This is a genomic window from Streptomyces sp. NPDC059989 (assembly GCF_042736975.1).
In the GTDB taxonomy this organism is placed as follows: Bacteria; Actinomycetota; Actinomycetes; order Streptomycetales; family Streptomycetaceae; genus Streptomyces.
Map to the genome: position 1 here is coordinate 26,136 of NZ_JBHWUO010000011.1, position 20,261 is coordinate 46,396.

The following is a 20,261-nucleotide window of genomic DNA, read 5'->3' on the forward strand; positions in this document are numbered from 1 at the left end:
GGGTGCTCGACACGGAGGAGCCGTCGCTCCGGCTGGGGTTCGACGAGACCAGAACGAAGGTTGTCTTCCGGGCCCTCCCCGGAGACCAGGGGCATCTGGTCAGGCTGATCGCCCGGTTCGGTAGCGGCAGTCAGCGGGGAAACCTCGCGGCGGAGGTAGACCTCGAGGACTTCCTGTCTCGCCTTCCCCTGCTGGGGCACTGGCACGATCCGGCTGGTGTGTCCTTCGCGCCGGACCTCAAGGAGCTCGCCGAGGCATCGGTCCGGGATGCCCAGGCGGTCGAGGCGCGCCTCACGGCCGGCAGCCGGGGCCAGGACGTCACGGCACCGGTTGCCGTCTCGGCCGTTCCCGGGCTGCTGGGAACGGCCTGGATAGGGCCCCTCACGGACTTCCAGACGCGGGACATCGCCAAACTGCTGTCGCTCACGCACGGAGCAAACTTCAGCGTGCCCGGCGCAGGCAAGACACGCACGGCCCTGGCCGTGTACGCAGCCTTGAGGGGGTCCGGTTCGGTACGTCGCATGCTCGTTGTCAGCCCCAAGTCGGCATACGAGGCGTGGAGCGACGAGGCGGTCCTGTGCTTCTCCGAACCTCCGGCCGTGCGTGTCTTCAAACGCTCGCCCGACAACGATGCGGAGATACTGCTTGTCAACTACGAGAGGCTGAGCCGCTACCAGACGGAGCTCGCCGACTGGCTCAGCACGGGACGCACCATGATGGTGCTGGATGAAGCCCACCGGATGAAGCTGGGCGTCAGGGGAACGTACGGAGCCACCTGCATGGCACTCGGTCCGCTGGCCAGCCACCGGCTGATCCTGACGGGTACGCCAGCGCCGAACGGCGCCAGAGACCTGGAGAGCTTGCTGTCCTTCGTGTGGCCGGGGCACGGCCGGAGGGCAGTGGACAGGGCTGTGGCCGGCGGAGACCTCGCGCACGCAAGCAGGGTCCTGCGGCCGCTGTTCACACGCACGACGAAGAATGAGCTGGGTCTGCCGCCCGTTGACGTTCGGGTCAAGTACGTAGACCTTCCAGCAGCGCACCGCAAGCTGTACTCGGCGCTGCGCAACCAGCTCACCGGGCTGGCTTCCAGGGAGCAGGAGGAGTTCACCAGACTCGGCAAGGTCCTCGTGTACCTCATGATGGCCAGCACCAACCCGGCGCTGCTCGATACAGGGTCCGATCGCTACGAACCGCTGCCGTTCTACGTGCCCCCCTTGCGTCCCTCGGACGGTATGCCCCTGAGAGAGCTCATGAGGGACTTGCCCAGGTATGAGAGCTCGCCTAAGTACGAGGCGGTTCTGCAGACGGTCTCCGAGAACGCCCGAGCCGGACGGAAGACCCTCGTATGGTCCACGTTCGTCAGGAACCTGACCACGCTCGCAGGGGTGCTGGGCAGGTACAGGCCGGCCGTGGTGCACGGCGGAACACCGGACCGGGACGAGGAGATCCGAAGGTTCCGCGAAGACCCCGACTGCATGGTCCTGCTGTCCAATCCCGCGACCCTGGGCGAAGGCATCAGCCTGCACCACGTGTGCCACGATGCGATCTACGTGGACAGGGACTTCGCCGCGGGCCGGTTCTTGCAGAGCCTGGACCGGATCCACAGGCTGGGGCTGGCTGCGGATACGCGCACGCGTGTCACGGTGCTCCTCGCGCGCGGCACCATCGACGGCATCGTCCACGACCGGCTTGGTCACAAGCTGGAGTTCATGGGCAAGATCCTAGATGACCCGCTGGTGCAGGAGCTGGCGGACCCGGAGGAGGACGTTACCCCTTGGGGTATGGACGCCGCGGACCTCCGTGCCCTCATTCGCCATATGGATGAGCCGTCCGGATGACAGTCCCGGACGGCCCGTCCGCCCACCTGACGCCTTGACGCCCTGGGCCGCTTACCTTGCCCCGTGGCACTCGCTGTACGGCTTGCCCGAAGTGCACCAGCACGGGGAAGTGGGGGTGGGGGGCCAGGGGGTGGCTTTGCCTCGGGCGGCCAGGGTGGTGGCGTATTCGGCCAGGAGGGACGGGGAGGCCGGGGAGGTTTTTTCCGACGCGGCGAAGGCCTCGTAGGAGGGGACGCTCGCCGTGACGATGCCGAGGTTCGTCGTGCCCGAGGCGGCCAGGGCGCGGAGGGAGGACTCCACCGCCAGCAGGTGGGCCTCGTGCGAGGGGTAGTCGGCGGCGAGGGTCGGGTAGCTGGTGAGGAGTTCCGCCAGCTCGCGCGCGGGCCAGTGGAGGATCGCCACCGGGAAGGGGCGGGAGAGGGCGGCGCGGCGGTCGCCCAGTTCGGCGCGCAGGCGGGCGATCTCGGCGCGGAGTTCGGCCGGGTCGTCGGAGCCCAGGGCCCAGATGCGCTTCGGGTCGTGGAGTTCGTCGAGGGGGATCGGGCCGATGTGGCGGGTGTCCGCGACCATGTCCCAGTCGTCGTGCGGGCGTCCGAGGAGGCGGCGCACCCGGTGGCGGCCCGTCAGGAGGGCGGTGGTGGCGGTGGTGAGGGGCTCTTCGTCGGTGATGAGGAGGGTCGCCGCCTCGGTGAAGCAGTCGTGCGAGGCCTCCAACTCGTCGTGGGTCTCCAGGGCTTCCGCGATGACCTCCCACGGCGCCGGGTCCTTGGGGGCGGCGGCGCGGATGCCCGAGATGAGGGCGCGGGCCTCCGGCTCGTGGCCGTACTCCCACAGGTTCGCCGCCTGGAGGGCCTTGATCAGGTACGGATTGGCGGGGGAGGCCGAGAGGAGTTGGTCGTAGAGGGTGCTCGCCCGATCGCGTTCGTCGGCCAGTTCGAGGTGGGCCGCGGCCTGGAGGAGCAAGGGCTCCTGGTCCTCGGGATAGCGGGTCGCCGTGCGGATGAGGCGCTCGGCTTCGGCGATGTGCTCGGCAGGCGTCGTATCGGGGCGCATGGTTTACACCGTACTGCCGCTGGTCAGTTGACGGGGGAGGACTTAAGGTGCGGCCCGTGCGAGATCGCATTCCCGTGGTGGTGCAGGGGGGCGGCCGGCGGGTGCGCCGGGCCGGTCTCGCGGGCGTGCTGTGGGCGTGCGCCGAGGCGATCACCACGGTGGGTGTGGTGGTGGCGTTGCTGGTGGTGCACCAGGTGTGGTGGACCAATCGGCAGGCCGTGGCGGCTGCCCAGGAGCAGGTCCGGGCTTTGGAGAGTGAGTGGGCGGCGTCCCCTTTCCTCTCGTCACCCTCCTCCTCTCCTTCTCCCTCTCCCTCCGGTCCTGTGGGGGACCCGTCCTCGGGCGCGCCTCCTGTCCTTCCGTCCGGTGGATCGGAGGGCGGGGCGTCTCCTTCGAGATCCTCTTCGGCCCCCGCCGACGCACCGCCCGCCGCGTCGGACCGGGCGTACGCCGTCCTGCGCATCCCGAGGCTCGGCCTCGTCGTCCCCGTCGCGCAGGGGGTCGACAAGCGCAGCGTGCTCGACAAGGGGTACGCCGGCCAGTACCCCGGGACCGCCCGGCCCGGGGAGCGCGGGAACTTCGCGCTGGCCGGGCACCGCAACACCCACGGGGAGCCGTTCCGCTTCATCAACCGGCTGCGGGAGGGCGACCAGCTGATCGTGGACGTGAAGGGGCGCAGGTACACGTACGTGGTGGGGAAGGTCCTGAGCGAGACGACCGAGCGGGACACCGGGGTGATCGCGCCCGTGCCGCGGAGCATCGTGAAGCCCGAGTACGGCTACAGCGACCCCGGCGCGTACATCACGCTCACCACCTGCACGCCCGAGTACACCTCCAAGTACCGTCTCGTCGTCTGGGGGACGCTCACCTCCTAGGCTGGGGCGATGCGTCCGCAATTGCTGTGGTTGGGTGTGCCGTTCGTGGCCTTCCTCGGGGTGCTGCCGCTCGTGAACCGGGTGGAGCCGAGGGTCGCCGGAGTGCCCTTCCTGCTCGTCTGGTTCGTCGGGGTGACCCTGGTGACGCCGCTCGCCGTGTGGCTGGCCTGGCGCGGTGACCACCGGTGAGCGCGGCGGCCGTCGCGACCGCCGTCTTCGGCGTGTCCATGGTGGCGACCGTCGCGCTCGGGCTGCTCGCGGTGCGCGGGCGCGGCGGGGGCGGGGGCGGGCTCGCCGAGTGGTCGGTGGGCGGGCGTTCGCTGGGGACCGTGTTCATCTGGGTGCTGATGGCGGGCGAGGGCTACACCAGCTTCAGCTACCTGGGGGCGGCCGGCTGGGGCTACAACTACGGGGCCCCGGTGATGTACGTCGTCGCGTACATGTCCTGCGGCTACGCGGTCGGGTACGTGGTGGGGCCGATGCTGTGGGACTACGCGCGCCGCCACGGGCTCGTCGGGATCACCGACATGGTGGCCCACCGCTACCGGCGGCCCTGGCTGGGGGCAGCCGTGGCGGTGCTCGCGACCGTCTTCCTGCTGCCCTACATCCAGCTGCAGATCACCGGGATGGGAGTGGTGGTCTCCACCGTCACCTACGGGGCCGTGTCGCTGGAGTGGGCCTACTTCGTGGCCTTCGCCGTGACGACCGGCTTCGTGGTGGTCAGCGGGCTGCGCGGCAGCGCGTGGGTGTCCGTACTCAAGGACGTGCTGGTCATCGGCACCCTCGGGTTCCTCGCCGGGTACGTGCCCGTGCACTACTTCGGGGGCTACGGGGAGCTTTTCGACCGGCTGGCGGAAGAGAAGCCGCAGTGGCTGACCCTGCCCGGGCACGGGAGCGGGGCGGACGGGCGCGGGGAGCTGGGGACCGCGTGGTTCGCCTCCACCTCCGTGCTCAACGCGCTGACCGTCGTCATCTTCCCGACCACCGTCGCGGGGTACCTGGGCGCGCGCAGCGCCGATGCGCTGCGCCGCAACTCGATCCTGCTGCCCGCCTACAACGTGCTGCTGTTCGTGCCGATGCTGCTGGGGATGGCCGCGCTCTTCGTGGTGCCGGGGCTGGCCGGCGCCGACTCCAACCTCGCGCTCCTCAAGCTGGTCGTGGACTCCCTGCCTGCGTGGGCGGTCGGGGTGGTCGGGGTGGCGGCCGCGCTGTCGTCGATCGTGCCGATGGCGGTGTTCATGCTGGTCATCGGCACCATGTGGGGGCGGAGCGTGCTGTCGCTGCTGCCGCGGTGGCGGTCGGGGGAGCGGCAGAAGGGCGCCTCGCAGGCGGTCGTGGTGGCGGCCGGGTCGGTGGCGCTGGTGATGACGTACGTCGCTCCGAACACGCTGGTGCGGCTGTCGCTCGTCTCGTACGAGGGGATGGCGCAGCTGGTACCGATGCTGCTGCTGGGGCTGGTGTGGCGCAGGTTGACGGCGGCGGGCGCGGTCAGCGGGCTGATCGCGGGGGTCGGGCTCGTCTGCGGGCTGGTCTTCACCGGCAACGACCCGGTGTGGGGGCTGAACGCCGGGATGGTCGCCCTCGTCGTGAACCTGGCGGTCGCGCTGGCGGTGACCTGGCTGGGGCCGCGGGGGGCGGGTGACGGGCGGCCGGACGACGCGGTGCTTGCCCGCGATCCGCTGCCGGGGGCGGGGGCGGGGGCGGGTCCGGTGCCGGTTGTCAGTGGGCCCGGTTAGTATCGATCGCGAGTACCGGATCTCGTACGGGAGTTCGTGCGACGCGGGAGGGAAGGGGGAGGTCTCCATGGCTGGGCAACGCCGGCACGGCGCGGACCGTCCGCTGTCCTTCCTCTTGTTCGCGCGGATCTCCCGGATCTCGCGGGCGGTGGCCCTGCTGCTGCCGCTGGTGCTGCTCGGGGGAGTGGTCCTCGGGCTGTTCGCCGGGGAGAGCGGGCTGGGCGCCGTGGTGATCGCGCTCGCGGCCACCGTCGCCGTGGGCTCCGCGGCCCTGGCCGCGGCCGCACGCCTCGTCCGGCCCGTGCCGCCGCACCGAATACGCACCGCGATCCGTGATCGCGAGCAGCGCACGGCCTTCCTGCCGCAGCGCGATCCCGACGCCTCGGGCCGGTCGCGGCCCAGGGCGCCCGGCCGTCTGGTCCCGACGGCCGCGTAGGGGCGCGCAAGCTCGCACCACTTCTGCACCTCCCTGCTCCTCACTTGCCACGCCCCTCGCGGGTCGTCACGCCGAAATGCATCTCTTTCGACGTTCGACGAGACCCTTCGGAGGGCCCGCGTGTCCGTTTTCACCCGCCTTGTTGTAGAGCTGGGCCAGCTTCTCGAACCGGTACTGGCCGAGTCCGCGACCGCTGCCGCGATCGTGCTGTTCACCGTGCTCGTACGGCTCGCCCTGCACCCCCTGAGCCGCGCGGCCTTCCGCGGTGCGACCCCGGTGGCCGGCTGCCTGCCCGTGCTGTTGCAGCTGCCGGTGTTCTTCCTGATGTACCAGGCGTTCTCGTCGTCGGACGAGCTGCTCGCGCACCGGCTGTTCGCGGCGCCGCTCGGGGCCCGGTGGACCGAGGCGCTGGGGGAGGGCGGCCTGGTCGGGGCGCAGGGGCTGGTGTTCCTCGGGCTGTTCGCGGCCATCGCGGTGGTGGCGGCCTGGAGCGCGGTGCGGGGGCGCCGGGCGGCCGCGGCCGGGGCCTTGGTTCCGGGCGGCGCGGCTGCCGCGGGTGCCAAGGGTGCCGGGCGTGCCGGGGGCAGGGGTGCCGCGGGCGGTGGCGGTGGCGGTGGCGTGGGCCGGGCGGGTGCCCGTGCGGTCCCGGCCGGGGTGACTGCCGAGCAGCAGGAGGTCATGCGCAAGCTGGGCGGCGTACTGCCCCTGCTGTCGTTCGGGACGCTGATCACGGCTGCTGTGGTGCCGCTCGCCGCCGGGCTGTACCTGCTGACCACCACCGCGTGGTCGGTGGCGGAGCGGGCGTGGCTTCAGCACCGGGCTGCCGGAGCTGAGCGTTCCAGTCTGTGAACAGGGTCTTGCGGATTGTTCGGACTTCTTGGAGGATTCACCAATCCTCCGATGGCCGCAACCCATCGTCCGGCCCGGGGCATGCCCATGGGCCGACCACCCTCGACCACGGGAGAATGCCCATGAAGCTGCTGCGTGTCGGACCGGTCGGGTCGGAGCGCCCCGCGCTGCTCGACCAGGACGGGACCCTGCGTGACCTGTCCGGCCTGATCACGGATGTGGACGGCGCTCTGCTCGCCGACGACTCCGTGCTGTCCCGGGTACGGGAAGCGGCCGAAGCGGGCGAGCTCCCGGCTCTCGACGCCGAGGGGCTGCGCATCGGTGCGCCGGTCGGCCGCATCGGCAAGATCGTGGGCATCGGGCTGAACTACTTCGGGCACGCCGCCGAGATCGGCGCCGAGCCGCCGGCCGAGCCGATCCTCTTCCTGAAGGCCGCGGACACCGTGGTCGGCCCGGACGACACCGTGCTGATCCCGCGCGGCAGCGTGAAGACCGACTGGGAGGCCGAGCTCGGCGTCGTCATCGGCAGCACCGCCCGCTACCTGGGCTCCGCCGAGGAGGGCCTCGCGCACGTCGGCGGGTACCTGCTGGTCAACGACGTCTCGGAGCGCGAGTTCCAGATCGAGCGCGGCGGCACCTGGGACAAGGGCAAGAACTGCGAGACCTTCACCCCGCTCGGCCCCTGGCTGGTCACCGCCGACGAGATCGAGGACCCGCAGGTCCTGGACGTGAAGCTGTGGGTCAACGGGGAGCTCAAGCAGGACGGCAACACCGCGGACCAGATCTTCCCGGTCGGCGAGGTCGTCCGGTACCTGAGCCAGTTCATGACCCTGTACCCGGGCGACGTCATCGTCACCGGTACGCCGGGTGGCGTGGCCATGGGCCAGCCGGAGCCGAAGCCGTACCTGCGGGCCGGTGACGTCGTGGAGCTGGAGATCGAGGGCCTGGGCCGTCAGCGCCAGGAGTTCAAGGGCGCGTAACGCGACGCGCCGGGGCGCGACCCGGCGCGACCGGCGCGAGCATGCGGGAAGGGGCGGGGCTGCCACTGGAGGCGGCCCCGCCCCTTCGTGCGTCCCGCGCCGGGTCGCCCGGCCGCACCCGCCCCTACGGAGCGGCGGGTGCGGCCGGGATCTCCACGACCACCCCGTCCCGGGACGAGACGCGGGCCGCCTCCAGTACGTCGAGGCAGTGCGCGGCCTCGTACGCGGTGACCGGAGCGGGCCCGCCCGTGCGCAGCGCGGCGGCCACCGCCGCGTAGTACGCGGGGTAGTCGCCCGGCTCGGTCGGAACCGGGGTCCCGCCGCCGGTCAGCGGGGACTCGCCGGAGCCCAGCCGCCCCCAGAGGTGCTCGGGCTCCTCGCCCCAGGGTGCGTCCTGCCCCGGCCGCAGCCCCTCGCGCAGGGCGCCCTCCTGCGGGTCGAGGCCGTACTTCACGTAGCCGGCCCGCGAGCCCAGGACGCGGAAGCGCGGACCCAGTTGGGCGGTGGTGGCGCTGACGTAGAAGTGGGAGCGGACGCCGCTCGCGTGGGTGACGGCGAGGAAGGTGTCGTCGTCGGCCTCGGCGCCCGGGCGGCGCAGGTCGGCCTCCGCGTAGACCCGTACGGCCGGGCCGAACAGCACCAGCGCCTGGTCGACGACGTGGCTGCCGAGGTCGTAGAGCAGCCCGCCGATCTCCTCCGGGGCGCCCGACTCGCGCCAGCCGCCCTTGAGCTGGGGGCGCCAGCGCTCGAAGCGGGACTCGAAGCGCTGGATCTCGCCGAGTTCGCCGCCGGCGAGGAGGCGGCGCAGGGTGAGGAAGTCGTTGTCCCAGCGGCGGTTCTGGAAGACGGACAGGAAGGTTCCGGTCCGCTCGGCGAGGGCGGCGAGCTCGCGCGCCTCGGCGGCGGTGGCGGCGAGCGGCTTGTCCACGACCACAGGGATGCCGGCGGTGAGGGCGGCGGTGGCCAGCGGGACGTGGGTCTTGTTGGGGGAGGCGATCACGATGAGGTCGAGGGCGTCGCCGTCCTTCCGCTCCCACAGCTCGGCGGCGGACGCGGCGATGCGGACGTCGGGGAACTCGGCGAGGGCCTGGGCCTGCCGGCCGGGGTCGGAGGTGACGACGGTGTCGAGGACGAGTCCGTCGGTGGCGGCCACGAGGGGGGCGTGGAAGACGGAACCGGCGAGTCCGTAGCCGACGAGGCCGACGCGCAGCGGAGGGGTGGGGGTGGCGGCGGGGGCGGAGGCGTTCATACCGGCCACTTTGGCAACAGTGTTGTCAAAGTGCAAGGAGGGTGGACAATGGGCTGGTGAACAGGGGTAGCGGGGACTGGCAGGGCGGTGGCGGTGGCGGCGGCGTGAACCTGCCGGCGCTGCGCGGGCACAACGAGGCACTGCTGCTGGACCTGCTGCGCTGTGCCGGGCCGGCCGGCCTGGGCCGCAGCGAACTCGCCGCCCGTACGGGGCTCACCCCGCAGGCCGTCAGCAAGATCGCGGCGCGGCTGGTCGCGGAGGGGCTGGTCGCGGAGGCCGGCCGGGCCCCGTCCACCGGCGGCAAGCCGCGCACCCTGCTCCGGCTGGTGCCGCAGGCGCGGTACGCGGTCGGGGTGCACGTGGACCGCGACGAGCTCCGGGCGGTACGGGTGGACCTCGCGGGCGGGGTCGTCGCCGAGAGCGGCGGCCCGCTGGACTTCGGGGCCGGGCCGGAGGCGGTGGCGGAGGCGGTCGTACGGGAGGTCGCGCGGGTGTCCGATCCGGCCGGGCCGCGGCCCCTGGGCGTCGGCGTGGCCGCACCGGGGCCGCTGGACCACCGGACCGGGGTGATGGGCCGGGTGACGGGCTTCCCGCGGTGGGAGGGCTTTCCGCTGCGGGAGGTGCTGGCGGGGCGGCTGGGTGTGCCGGTGCTGCTGGACAAGGACACGAATGCCGGGGTGGCGGCGCCGCGGGACCCGGCCTCCCTTGCCGCCACCTCGGTGTACCTGCACGTCGGGACCGGGCTCGGGGCCGGATTGCGGCTCGGCGGCGAGGTCTACCGGGGGGTGCGGTCGGGGGCGGGGGAGTTCGGCCACCAGGTGCTCCGGCTGGACGGGCCGCCGTGCCGGTGTGGGGGGCGGGGGTGTGCGGAGGTGCTGTGCCTGGAGGCGGTGGCCAGGGGGGATCTGGCGGAGGCGGCGCGGATCCTGGGGGAGGGGGCGGCGAACCTGGTCGCGCTGCTGGACGTGGACCAGGTCCTGCTGGGCGGGCGCGTGGTGGGCGCGGCCCCGGAGGTCTTCGTGGAGGGCGTGCGGGAGGTACTGGCGGCGCGGGCGCTGGCCGCAGAGCCGGCGGTGGTGGGGCTGGCCGTTCGGGGGGTGGCGGAGGGGGCGGCGGAGCTGGCGCTCGCGCCGTTCTTCGGGCGGGCAGGCTGACCCTTCGCCACCGGGCGCCGTCCCCGGCCCCCGCGCCTCAATCGCCGGCGGGGCTGAACCGTGAAGGCGTCGGGCGTGGCCCGCAAAGCCCTGGGGCTCCGCCCCAGACCCCGCGCCTCAAACGCCGGCGAGGCTGGATCGTGCCCGGCGGGGGCTGGATTTGCGCTCCGCGCAACCCGGCTCGCCCAGCGGAATTGAGCGCGGCGCAGGCTTGAACGCCCGCACGGGCAACATCCCGCACCTGCGGGCGGCAGCAGCCACATCCAGCCCCGCCGGCGTTTGAGGCGCGGGGTCCGGGGCGGCGCCCCGGGAAGCCCGGGCGCAGCCCGGGGTCGCTTGCGCAATCGCGCCGCACCCGGCGACCGGGGTCGTATCCAGCCCCGCCGGCGTTCGAGGCGCGGGGTGCGGGGCGGAGCCCCGGAAGCTCAGGCGTAGCCCGGGGCCGCTTGCGTAGTGGCGCCGCGGTCGGTGGTCCGTGCCCCCCGGCCTGGCGGCAAGGGGCTTGACCGCTTGCTCTGTTTGGGCGTAAACCGGAGCAACTCGGGCGCGGCACGCGGGAGGAGGTCGCGCGTGCGTGGCAGGGTGCGGGCAGGGCCGGGGTGATTGTCACCTGGTCCGACCATCGTCCCGTCCGGCGAGCAGCGAAGGTCTTCCATGCGACTGCGCAAAGCCCTTGCCCTCACCGCCGTACTCCTGGCCGCCGCCACCACCGTCACCGCCCCCACCGCGGCAGCGGACATCGGCACCGGTGGCGGAGCCCGCCCCGCGCCCGCGCTGCCGTCCCGCGCGCAGGCCACCTGCGGAGACGGGAAGAGCACCGCCTTCCCCATCGGGGCCCGCATCCGCGGCGGCCCGGCCGTGTACCGCACCGGCGGCGGCCCGCAGACCTGGTACCTGGACCTGACCAACACCACGGACTCCACCTGCACCGCCATCCACCCCGTCGTCGTCCTCACCGACAAGGCCCGCGCCCTGCGCCCCGCCCACCTGCGGATGGAGTTCGACGCCCCGAGCGGCACCCTCCCCGTCAGTCTGGAGCGGACCGACCGCGACGAGATCATCGCCGTCTTCGACGGCGGCGACGCCTTCCCCGGGTTCACCGTCGCCCCCGGCGGATCGCGGACCGTCAAGGTCGGCCTCGCCTTCGCGCCCGACGCCCCCACCGGTGAGGTCGTCGCCGACGCCGCCCTCGTGCAGCGCAAGGGCGACGACGGCGACTGGATCGGCGAGGCCGGCGGCTACCACTTCTCCGTCGAGGGCCCCGAGGACCCCGTCGAGGCCGGCTCCCTCGCGCACACCGGCCCCCGCGAATGGGCGTACGGTGCCGGGGCCGTGGCCGCCCTCGCCGCCGGCGGCGGACTGCTGCTGGGGGCCCGGCGGCTGCGCCGTCCCGCCCCTTGATTCGCCTACGGACGTACGGCCCGCGCGCGGCCGCCCGTACACGCGGCCCGCATAGAGTCCCCCCGTGGAAGAACAGACCCAGCACCACCGCCCGGGCTCGCCCGTCCGCTCCGGCATCCCCGAGCACGGCCGCATCCCCAAGTACTACGCCGTCAAGGCCCGCATCGCCGATCTCCTCGACGAGCTCGGCGAGGGCGGCACGCTCCCCACCGAGCGCGATCTCGCCGAGCGCTACGAGGTGTCCCGCGAGACCGTCCGCCAGGCCCTGCGCGAGCTGCTGCTCGAAGGCCGGCTGCGCCGCTCCGGCCGCGGGACCGTCGTCGCCGGCCCGAAGCTGGAGCAGCCGCTCTCCCTCGCCAGCTATACGGAAGGCGTACGGCGCCAGGGGCGCAGGCCCGGCCGAAACCTCATCGGCCTGGAGCAGTTCCCCTGCCCGCCCGACCTCGCCCCCGGCATCGGCGCCGAGCCCGGCGAGCCCGTCTGGCACCTGGAGCGCGTCCTGCTGGCCGACGACGAGCGGGTCGGGCTGGAGAGCACGTACATCCGGGTGGCCCGCGCCCCCCGCCTCGACGTCGATTTCCGGCCGGACTCCTCCTTCTACGGATACCTCCGCGACAGCCTCGGCATCTCCTTCGGCGACGCCGACGAGAAGCTGGAGACGGTCCTCGCGACGCCCCGCGAAGCCCTGCTGATCGGAACCCCGCCCGCGCTCCCCATGCTGCTCATCCACCGCTTCTCGCGGGACCAGGACGGCCGGCCCCTGGAGCGGGTGCGTTCGCTCTACCGTGGCGACCGGTTCAGCTTCACGACCCGCCTGCGGCCCGAATAGTCCCGCGCCAACCCACCCGTACAGGCCATAAAGGGACGTATTCACATCACAGAAAGATAACGGGTCTAGTCCAAGCGTCGGGGGCTGTTCACCGGCCCGTTGCCGGGTGGATCCTCGAGGGTCACGGGCCGCGCCCACCGTGGACCGCGTGAGAGTCATAGTCGTAGGCGGCGGCGTGGTCGGCACCATGCACGCCTGGCAAGCAGTCGAACGCGGCCACGAGGTCGTCCAGATCGAGCGAGAAGCGGAGGCCCGCGGCGCGTCACTGCGCAATTTCGGCCAGATCTGGGTCAGCGGACGGGCCGGGGGCGAGGAGCTCGACACCGCCCTGCGGGCCCGCGAGCTCTGGGAGCGCATCGGCGCGGAGGTGCCCGGCCTGGGCTTCCGCGCCATCGGCTCCCTCACCCCCGTCCGCAACCCCCGCGAGTACGCCGTCGCCGAGGCCGCCGTGGCCCGCCCCGACGCCGCCGCCCGTGGCTACGAACTGGTCACCGCCGCGGAAGCGCGGGAGATCAACCCGGCCCTGCGCGGCGCCTTCGAGGCCGCGCTGTGGTGCGAGCGCGACGCGGCCGTCGAGCCGCGCACCGCCCAGCTCCACCTCCGCGAAGCCCTCCGGGCGACCGGCCGCTACACCTTCCTCCCCGGACGCGAGGTCCGCGAGGTGACCGGCCCCGGCGCCGTCCGCGACGACCACGGCGACGTCCACCGCGGCGACGCGGTCGTCCTCGCCACCGGCGCCTGGCTGTCCGGCCTGGTCCGCGAACTGGTCCCCGACCTGCCCGTGCGCCGCGTCCGGCTCCAGATGATGCAGACCGCCCCCCTCGGCGAGCCGCTCACCACCTCGGTCGCGGACGCCGACAGCTTCCGCTACTACCCCGCCTACAAGTCCGCCGCCCTCGACGAGCTCAACGCCGGGCAGGCGCAGGCCCCGATCGCCGCCGCGCACAAGATGCAGCTGCTCATGGTCCAGCGCCAGGACGGCGGACTGACCATCGGCGACACCCACGAGTACGAGCACCCCTTCGCGTTCGACACCCTCGAAGACCCCTACGAGCACCTCACCGAGGTGGTCGAGTCCTTCCTGGGCCGCCCCCTGCCGAAGATCAGGCACCGCTGGGCGGGTGTGTACGCGCAGTGCACCGACACCACCCGCGTCGTCCACCGCCAGCAGGTGGCCGACGGCGTCTGGCTGGTGACCGGACCCGGCGGCCGCGGCATGACCTGCTCGCCCGCCATAGCCGAAACCACCGCGAACGAACTGGGCTGGTGAGCCGCATGACCGACAACAGCAACACGAACACGAACACGAGCAGCAACGCCGCCAACAGCAACGCCGCCAACGGCAGCAGGCAGCTGATCGTCCTCGACATGGCCGGCACCACCGTCGCCGACGGCGGCCTCGTCGAGCGCGCCTTCGAGCGCGCCGCCGAGCGCCTCGGCGTCGAAGCCGGCACCCCCGACCACGCCGAGAAGCTCCAGTACGTCCGCGACACCATGGGCAAGTCGAAGATCTCCGTCTTCCGCCACCTCTTCGGCACGGAGGAGCTCGCCCAGCGCGCCAACTCCGCCTTCGAGGAGGCCTACGGCGACCTAGTCGACGGCGGCCTCATCGCCCCGGTACCCGGCGCCCGCGACACCATCGAAAAGCTCCGCGCCGACGGCCGCACCGTCGTCCTGACCACCGGCTTCGCCCGCGTCACCCAGGACGCCATCCTCGCCGCCCTCGGCTGGCAGGACCTCGCCGACCTCACCCTCTGCCCCGCCGACGCGGGCGGCCGCGGCCGGCCCTTCCCGGACATGGTCCTGGCCGCCTTCCTGCGCACCGGAGCCGTGGCCGACGTACGGGACCTCGTGGTCGCGGGCGACACCGCGTACGACATGCTCAGCGGCCGCCGCGCCGGAGCCGGCATCGTCGCGGGAGTCCTCACCGGCGCCCACGACCGCGCGGCCCTGACCGGGCACGGCGCGACCCACGTCCTCGGCTCCATCGCCGAACTCCCGCAGCTGCTGGCGGAGTCGGCGTGAGCGGCATCCGTTTCGACGGGGTGTCCGTCGCCTACGGCGGCAACACCGTCCTGGACTCCCTGGACCTGACCGTCGAGCCCGGCGAGGTGATGGCCCTGCTCGGCCCCTCCGGCTCGGGCAAGACCACGGCCCTGCGCGCGGTCGCCGGCTTCGTACGGCCCGTCGCGGGCCGGGTGCTGATCGGCGGCCGGGACGTCACCGCGCTCCCGCCGTACAAGCGCGGCATCGGCATGGTGGTCCAGCAGTACGCGCTCTTCCCGCACATGAGGGTCGAGGAGAACGTGGCCTTCGGCCTCAAGGCGCAGAAGGCCCCGAAGGGCGAGATCCCGGGCCGGGTCGCCGAAGCCCTGGAGCTGACGGGCATGGCGGCCTACGCGCGGCGCTACCCCCGCGAGCTGTCGGGAGGCCAGCAGCAGCGGGTCGCCATCGCCCGAGCCCTCGCCATCCGCCCCGGCGTGCTCCTGCTGGACGAGCCCCTCTCGGCCCTCGACGCGCAGCTGCGCTCCGGGATGCTCGCCGAGCTGGCCCGGCTGCACCGCGAACTGCCCGACGTGTCCATCCTGTACGTCACGCACGACCAGGTCGAGGCGCTCACCCTGGCCGACCGGATCGCGGTCATGGACAAGGCCCGCCTCCAGGACTGCGGGACCCCGCAGGAGCTGTACCGGGCCCCGCGCACCGAGTTCACGGCCTCCTTCGTCGGCAACGCGAACCTGCTGCCCGTGACGGTCGCCGAGGCCGGGGCGGTCTTCGCGGGCCGCCCGCTGGCCCTCGACCCCGGCCGTGCCGCGCCCGGCTCCACGGCCACCCTGTGCGTACGGCCGCACCTGCTCGGCCTCGGGGACGGCCCCAACGCCCTGAGCGGCACGATCGCCGAGGTCCAGTGGCGCGGCTCCACCCACCGGCTCTACGTCGACATCGACGGCCACCGCGTCAAGGCGGACCTGCCGGAACTCCGCGCGACCCCGGCCCTCGGCGACCGGGTCACCCTGCACTTCGAACCGCGCGATGCGGTGCTGCTGGCCGCAGGGGTGTCGGATGCCTGACGCGACGCGCCGCCGCACCCTGCCAGTCCCGGGCCAGGGCCCCTCCGGGGCGGAGCCCCGTGCCTCCGCCCCGGACCCCGCGCCTCAATCTCCCCCAGCTACCGCTGGGAGGGACCCCCAGGCGGGGCTGGATGGTGCCCCCGGGCCTGCCGCATCCCCGGCGGGGACGTCGCGGGGCTCCGCCCCGGACCCCGCGCCTCAAACGCCGGCGGGGCTGGATGGTGCCCCGGAGCCCACCCCGCAGGGGGCCCGTAGCCGGAACCCCCGAGCAACCCCGCAGGGGAATCGGCTGCCGCGCAGTATCTGGGCCCTGCCGCCCCTGGTCGTGCTCGGGCTCGTCTTCCTCTACCCCCTCGCGCTGGTCGTCCAGCAGTCGCTCAGCCCCGAGAACGGCGGCGGCGCCTTCGACGCGTACGCCTCCGTCTTCGCCTCGCACAGCTTCCGCGAGGCCCTCGGGACCACCGTCTGGCTGGCCGTCGGCGCGACCGCCGGCTGTCTCGTCCTCGGCTTCGCGCTCTCGCTGGTCATCGCCTTCGTGCCCTTCCCCGGGGCCAAGGCCGTCGCGAAGTTCATCGACGTCTTCCTCTCCTTCCCCTCCTTCCTCATCACCCTCGCCCTCCTCTTCATCTACGGCACCGCCGGCATGGCCAACGGCCTCGTCACCGACGTCACCGGCGCCGCCGAGGGCCCCTTCCACTTCCTCACCACCCCCTGGGGCGTCCTCCTCGCGGAGATCACCTACTTCACGCCCTTCGTGATGCGCCCCCTGCTCGCCGCCTTCTCCCAGCTGGACACCGCCCAGCTGGAGGTGGCCGCCGGCCTCGGCGCCCGCCCCGCCCGGATCATCCGGAAGGTGATCCTCCCCGAGGCCCTCCCGGCGCTCGCCGCGGGCGGCAGCCTCGTCCTCGTCATGTGCCTCAACGAGTTCGGGATCGTCCTGTTCACCGGAGCCAAGGACGTCACGACCCTCCCGATGCTCGTCTACGGCAAGGCGATCCTCGAATCCGACTACGCGGCCGCCTGCGTGGTCGCCGTCGTCAACATCGCGATCTCCGTCGGCCTGTTCGGCCTCTACCGGGTGGTGAGCAAGCGTGCTGGTGCATAGCCGGACCGGCCGCTGGGCGGCCTGGGCCCTCTTCGGCCTCCTCTTCGTCCCCCTCTTCGCCCTGCCCCTGCTCGTCGTGGTCGCGGCCTCCTTCGCCACCCACTGGTCCGGAGCCTTCCCCTCCGGCCCGACCACCGCGAACTACGCCTCGGCCGTCCAGGGCGAATCCCTCCAGGCCCTGACCACCAGCCTGGTCACCGCCGTCGTCGCCAGCCTGCTCGCGCTCACCCTCGGGACCTGGGCCGCCCTGGCCGCCGCCGCCCTCGGCAAGCGCGGGAAGCGGTCCCTGGACGCGCTGTTCATGCTGCCCGTCGCCGTGCCGTCCGTGGTCGTCGGCCTCGCGGTCCTGGTCGCCTTCAGCAAGCCCCCGCTGCTGCTCAACGGCACCAGCTCAATCGTGATCCTGGCGCACACGATTCTTGTCACGGCGTTTGCCCACCAGTCGGTTTCGGCCGCCATCGTTCGTCTCGACCCCGCGTACGAGCAGGCGGCGGCCTCCCTGGGCGCCCGTCCCGCGTACGTGCTGTGGCGGGTCAAGCTCCCCCTCCTGCTGCCGTCCCTCACCGCGGCCGCCGGGCTCTGCTTCGCCCTGTCCATGGGCGAGTTGAGCGCCACGATGATGCTCTACCCGCCGGACTGGATGCCCCTCCCGGTCCGCATCTTCACCGCCACCGACCGCGGTTCGCTCTTCAGCGGCTCCGCCGTCGCCGTGGTCCTGATGGCCGCCACCCTGCTGGTCCTCCTGGCCGTCTCCCGCATCCGCACCAAAGCCGCGTACCGCTGAACCGATTCCCCTGCTGACTCCCTTTCCCCGTAAGGAAGTTCCATGCCCAGCAAGCCCAGCAATCGTCGCAGTCTCCGTGTCACCGCCGGCGTCACCGGCAGCCTCGCCCTCGCCGCCTCCCTCACCGCCTGCGGCGGCTCCGCCTCCTCCGCCGACTCCAAGGGCGGGGAGAAGGTCGTCACCGTCTACAGCGCCGACGGACTCAAGAGCGACAAGGGCGACGGCTGGTACGACAAGGTCTTCGCCGAGTTCACCAAGAAGACCGGCATCGAGGTCAAGTACGTCGAGGGCGGCTCGGGCGAGATGGTGCAGCGCGCCGTCCGCGAGAAGACCAACACCCAGGCCGACGTACTGATCACCCTGCCGCCCTTCATCCAGCAGGCCGACGGCAAGGGCCTCCTCCAGGCCTACAAGCCGCAGGGCTCCGAGAAGGTCAACGGTGCCGACAAGGCCGCCGACGGCAAGTGGACCTCGGTCGTCAACAACTACTTCGGCTTCGTCTACAACAAGAAGGAGCTCGCCGAGGCCCCCAAGACCTGGGAGGAGCTGCTCGACCCGAAGTTCAAGGGCAAGCTCCAGTACTCCACCCCGGGCGTCGCGGGCGACGGCACCGCCGTGCTCATCAAGGCGATGCACGACTTCGGCGGCAAGGAGCAGGCGAACGAGTACCTGAAGAAGCTCCAGGCCAACAACGTCGGCCCGTCCTCCTCCACCAGCAAGCTCGCGCCCAAGACCGACAAGGGCGAGCTGCTCGTCGCCAACGGCGACGTCCAGATGAACTTCGCGCAGTCCAAGTCCATGCCGAACCTGGGCATCTGGTTCCCGGCCAAGGACGGCGGCAAGCCCACCACCTTCGCCCTGCCGTACGCGGCCGGCCTGGTCGACAAGGCCCCGCACACCGAGAACGGCAAGAAGCTCCTCGACTTCATGCTCGGCGAGGAGGCCCAGAAGCTGGTCAGCGAGGTGGGCGGCGGCTTCCCGGCGCGCACCGACGTCAAGCCGACCGACGCCAACGCCGTCGAACTCACCAAGATCATGACCGGTGTAGAGATCTTCGAGCCGGACTGGACCGACATCGACAAGAATCTCACCGCCTACGTCGACGCATGGAAGTCGGCAACCGGAAGCTGACTGGTCGCCTCCCGGTCACCCACGACCGGGATAGTGACGCTTGCATAACGGGTCTGGACCGAAAGCGCGCTGGAGCACCTTCGGTCCGGACCCGGTGCATGTCCCCGCACTTCTCGCCGCTCACTTGCTCCCAGGAGGAGTACGTGTCCACTGTCCTGTCCGGACGTGTCCTCGCCGTGGCCGCCACCGCCACGGCCCTCGTCGCCGCCACCCTCGCGACCACCCCCGCCGTCGCGGCCGCCACCACCGACAAGGTCCTCGTCATCGGCATCGACGGCGCCGTCCTCGACCGCGTCAAGGCCGCCAACGCCCCGAACCTCAACGGCCTGATGGCCCAGGGCCTGACCGCCCGCAGCACCCTGTACGCGAACCCGATGGCCGCCACCTCCTCGGGCCCCGGCTGGTCCACCATCGCCACGGGCGTCTGGCCCGACAAGCACGGCGTGAAGGACAACTCCTTCACCGGCAAGAACTACGCCGCCCACCCGGACTTCCTCACCCGCATCGAGAACGCCAAGCCGGCGCTCAACACCTATGCGGCCGCCGACTGGGAGCCCATCACCTCCACCGACCAGAACGGCCCGATCTTCTCCGCCAAGGTCGACAAGCGCCTCTCCCTCAAGGGCGACCGCGACGGCTACGGCAGCGAGGACCCGAAGATCGCCGCCGCGGCCGCCGCCGAACTGCGCGACCAGAACCCGGACGCGGCCTTCGTCTACCTCGGCGAGATCGACCACGCCGGCCACACCTCCGGCGCCGCGAGCCAGGAGTACCTGAACGCCATCGGCCGCGTGGACGCGCTCATCGGCCGGCTGCTCACGGCCGTCCAGAACCGCCCGACGTACGCCCAGGAGAACTGGAAGATCCTGGTCACCACCGACCACGGCCACACCAACGCCGGCGGCCACGGCGGCTCCACCATCCAGGAGCGCGGCACCTTCGTCATCGCCAAGGGCGCGGGCATTCCCGCCGGTTCGGTACGGGACGACGTACGGCTCGTCGACGTGGCGGCCACCGCGCTCCAGCAGGTCGGCGTCGCCACGACCGGGCTGGACGGGGTCCCGCTGAACGCCCCGGACAACGACGCCTTCGACGGCCTGCGGCCGGCCCTCCAGGCCCGCGTGGACGAGACGGGCATCCCGGCGGGCGTGAAGGGCTTCACGCACACCCCGCCCGCCGGCTGGTCCGTGGACAACTCCAAGATGGGCACGGGCGGCGTGACCGAGTGGGCCGGATGGGCCTTCGCGACCGACGAGTTCTGGAGCCAGTCGCAGCGCGACCAGTGGCGCGAGCTGAACGTCCGCTCCCGTGACGTCTTCGCCGTCGCCGACTCCGACGAGTGGGACGACAAGAGCCACACCGGCACCTTCGACTCCACCCTGATCACCCCCAAGTGGGCGGTCACCGGCGGCACGACGCGGAACCTGACCTTCCAGACGCACTACCGCCAGGAGTCCGGCCAGACCGCCCAGGTCCTGGTCTCCTACAACGGCGCCGCCCCGACCGTGGTCAAGTCCTACACCGCGGACACCGTCGCCAAGGCGGAGTCCCTCCCGCTGCAGATCCCGGCGGGTGCCACCGACGTCCAGATCCGCTTCCGCTACAGCGGGAACAACAACTGGTACTGGACCGTCGACAACGTCCAGCTGGGCTAGCCCGTCCGGGCCGTGGGCGCCCGCCGCGGCCCCCGCCCCCGCCCCCGAGGGTGGTTGGAAACACCCCACACCCCACGTCCAGGCGCATATAAACAAAATAAGCAGCCGCCGAATG

Annotated in this window: 19 protein-coding genes; 17 read left to right on the forward strand and 2 right to left on the reverse strand. The window is 72.3% G+C overall.

Going from position 1 to position 20,261, the window contains the following annotated elements:
• The first annotated feature begins 2 nt into the window (after nucleotides 1-2).
• Nucleotides 3-1,838 carry a DEAD/DEAH box helicase gene (locus ACFWBN_RS12165; RefSeq protein ID WP_385174687.1) on the forward strand — a complete coding sequence of 612 codons (1,836 nt, stop codon included), beginning with the start codon at nucleotides 3-5 and terminating at the stop codon, nucleotides 1,836-1,838.
• Nucleotides 1,839-1,889: 51 nt separating this feature from the next.
• On the opposite strand, the gene ACFWBN_RS12170 is transcribed toward ACFWBN_RS12165, so the two are convergent.
• The gene (locus tag ACFWBN_RS12170; protein WP_385174690.1) at nucleotides 1,890-2,891 is read right to left on the reverse strand and encodes an SEC-C metal-binding domain-containing protein; all 1,002 of its coding nucleotides are present in this window, start codon (nucleotides 2,889-2,891) and stop codon (nucleotides 1,890-1,892) included.
• Nucleotides 2,892-2,947: 56 nt separating this feature from the next.
• Between ACFWBN_RS12170 and ACFWBN_RS12175 the strand changes: the two genes are divergently transcribed.
• The 6 genes from ACFWBN_RS12175 (at nucleotide 2,948) to ACFWBN_RS12200 (ending at nucleotide 7,767) form a co-directional block, all read left to right on the forward strand.
• Nucleotides 2,948-3,766, forward strand: a complete 819-nt coding sequence (locus tag ACFWBN_RS12175; RefSeq protein ID WP_385174693.1) for a class E sortase — start codon at nucleotides 2,948-2,950, stop codon at nucleotides 3,764-3,766.
• 9 nt (nucleotides 3,767-3,775) lie between these two features.
• Complete coding sequence (locus ACFWBN_RS12180) at nucleotides 3,776-3,955, forward strand: DUF3311 domain-containing protein (protein ID WP_385174695.1); 180 nt, start codon at nucleotides 3,776-3,778, stop codon at nucleotides 3,953-3,955.
• A gap of 38 nt (nucleotides 3,956-3,993) precedes the next feature.
• Nucleotides 3,994-5,502, forward strand: coding sequence for a sodium:solute symporter (locus ACFWBN_RS12185; RefSeq protein ID WP_385175118.1), 1,509 nt, complete (start codon nucleotides 3,994-3,996; stop codon nucleotides 5,500-5,502).
• Nucleotides 5,503-5,569: 67 nt separating this feature from the next.
• Entirely contained in the window at nucleotides 5,570-5,938 is a 369-nt protein-coding gene (locus ACFWBN_RS12190; RefSeq protein ID WP_385174698.1) for a DUF6412 domain-containing protein, read from the forward strand.
• Nucleotides 5,939-6,058: 120 nt separating this feature from the next.
• Nucleotides 6,059-6,787: a YidC/Oxa1 family membrane protein insertase gene (locus ACFWBN_RS12195; RefSeq protein WP_385174701.1), complete on the forward strand. Its 729-nt coding sequence runs from the start codon at nucleotides 6,059-6,061 to the stop codon at nucleotides 6,785-6,787.
• A gap of 122 nt (nucleotides 6,788-6,909) precedes the next feature.
• The gene (locus tag ACFWBN_RS12200) at nucleotides 6,910-7,767 is read left to right on the forward strand and encodes a fumarylacetoacetate hydrolase family protein (RefSeq protein WP_385174704.1); all 858 of its coding nucleotides are present in this window, start codon (nucleotides 6,910-6,912) and stop codon (nucleotides 7,765-7,767) included.
• Nucleotides 7,768-7,891: 124 nt separating this feature from the next.
• Here ACFWBN_RS12200 and ACFWBN_RS12205 read toward each other — a convergent pair whose 3' ends face one another.
• Nucleotides 7,892-9,016 (reverse strand): Gfo/Idh/MocA family oxidoreductase, encoded by a 1,125-nt coding sequence (locus tag ACFWBN_RS12205; protein WP_385174707.1) that lies wholly within the window; start codon nucleotides 9,014-9,016, stop codon nucleotides 7,892-7,894.
• Between the two features lie 56 nt (nucleotides 9,017-9,072).
• Between ACFWBN_RS12205 and ACFWBN_RS12210 the strand changes: the two genes are divergently transcribed.
• The 10 genes from ACFWBN_RS12210 to ACFWBN_RS12255 all read left to right on the forward strand — a co-directional run bounded on the left by ACFWBN_RS12210 (nucleotide 9,073) and on the right by ACFWBN_RS12255 (nucleotide 20,146).
• On the forward strand, nucleotides 9,073-10,170 hold the full coding sequence (locus ACFWBN_RS12210; RefSeq protein ID WP_385174710.1) for an ROK family protein: 1,098 nt from the start codon (nucleotides 9,073-9,075) through the stop codon (nucleotides 10,168-10,170).
• Nucleotides 10,171-10,824: 654 nt separating this feature from the next.
• Nucleotides 10,825-11,571 carry a hypothetical protein gene (locus ACFWBN_RS12215; RefSeq protein ID WP_385174713.1) on the forward strand — a complete coding sequence of 249 codons (747 nt, stop codon included), beginning with the start codon at nucleotides 10,825-10,827 and terminating at the stop codon, nucleotides 11,569-11,571.
• A gap of 64 nt (nucleotides 11,572-11,635) precedes the next feature.
• The gene (locus tag ACFWBN_RS12220) at nucleotides 11,636-12,400 is read left to right on the forward strand and encodes a GntR family transcriptional regulator (protein WP_385174717.1); all 765 of its coding nucleotides are present in this window, start codon (nucleotides 11,636-11,638) and stop codon (nucleotides 12,398-12,400) included.
• A gap of 148 nt (nucleotides 12,401-12,548) precedes the next feature.
• Nucleotides 12,549-13,670, forward strand: coding sequence for a TIGR03364 family FAD-dependent oxidoreductase (locus ACFWBN_RS12225; RefSeq protein ID WP_385174720.1), 1,122 nt, complete (start codon nucleotides 12,549-12,551; stop codon nucleotides 13,668-13,670).
• A 5-nt stretch (nucleotides 13,671-13,675) separates the two neighbouring features.
• Nucleotides 13,676-14,425 (forward strand): phosphonatase-like hydrolase, encoded by a 750-nt coding sequence (locus ACFWBN_RS12230; RefSeq protein WP_385174723.1) that lies wholly within the window; start codon nucleotides 13,676-13,678, stop codon nucleotides 14,423-14,425.
• A complete protein-coding gene (locus tag ACFWBN_RS12235) occupies nucleotides 14,422-15,471 on the forward strand; it encodes an ABC transporter ATP-binding protein (RefSeq protein ID WP_385174726.1) in 1,050 nt (349 codons plus the stop codon). The genes ACFWBN_RS12230 and ACFWBN_RS12235 overlap by 4 nt, the downstream gene beginning before the upstream one ends.
• Nucleotides 15,472-15,685: 214 nt before the next feature.
• Nucleotides 15,686-16,576, forward strand: a complete 891-nt coding sequence (locus ACFWBN_RS12240) for a 2-aminoethylphosphonate ABC transporter permease subunit (RefSeq protein WP_385175120.1) — start codon at nucleotides 15,686-15,688, stop codon at nucleotides 16,574-16,576.
• The gene (locus tag ACFWBN_RS12245) at nucleotides 16,563-17,360 is read left to right on the forward strand and encodes an ABC transporter permease (protein ID WP_385174729.1); all 798 of its coding nucleotides are present in this window, start codon (nucleotides 16,563-16,565) and stop codon (nucleotides 17,358-17,360) included. Before ACFWBN_RS12240 ends, ACFWBN_RS12245 begins: the two co-directional genes overlap by 14 nt.
• A gap of 42 nt (nucleotides 17,361-17,402) precedes the next feature.
• The gene (locus tag ACFWBN_RS12250; protein ID WP_385174732.1) at nucleotides 17,403-18,491 is read left to right on the forward strand and encodes a 2-aminoethylphosphonate ABC transporter substrate-binding protein; all 1,089 of its coding nucleotides are present in this window, start codon (nucleotides 17,403-17,405) and stop codon (nucleotides 18,489-18,491) included.
• A 143-nt stretch (nucleotides 18,492-18,634) separates the two neighbouring features.
• The gene (locus ACFWBN_RS12255; protein ID WP_385174735.1) at nucleotides 18,635-20,146 is read left to right on the forward strand and encodes an alkaline phosphatase family protein; all 1,512 of its coding nucleotides are present in this window, start codon (nucleotides 18,635-18,637) and stop codon (nucleotides 20,144-20,146) included.
• Nucleotides 20,147-20,261: the final 115 nt, after the last annotated feature.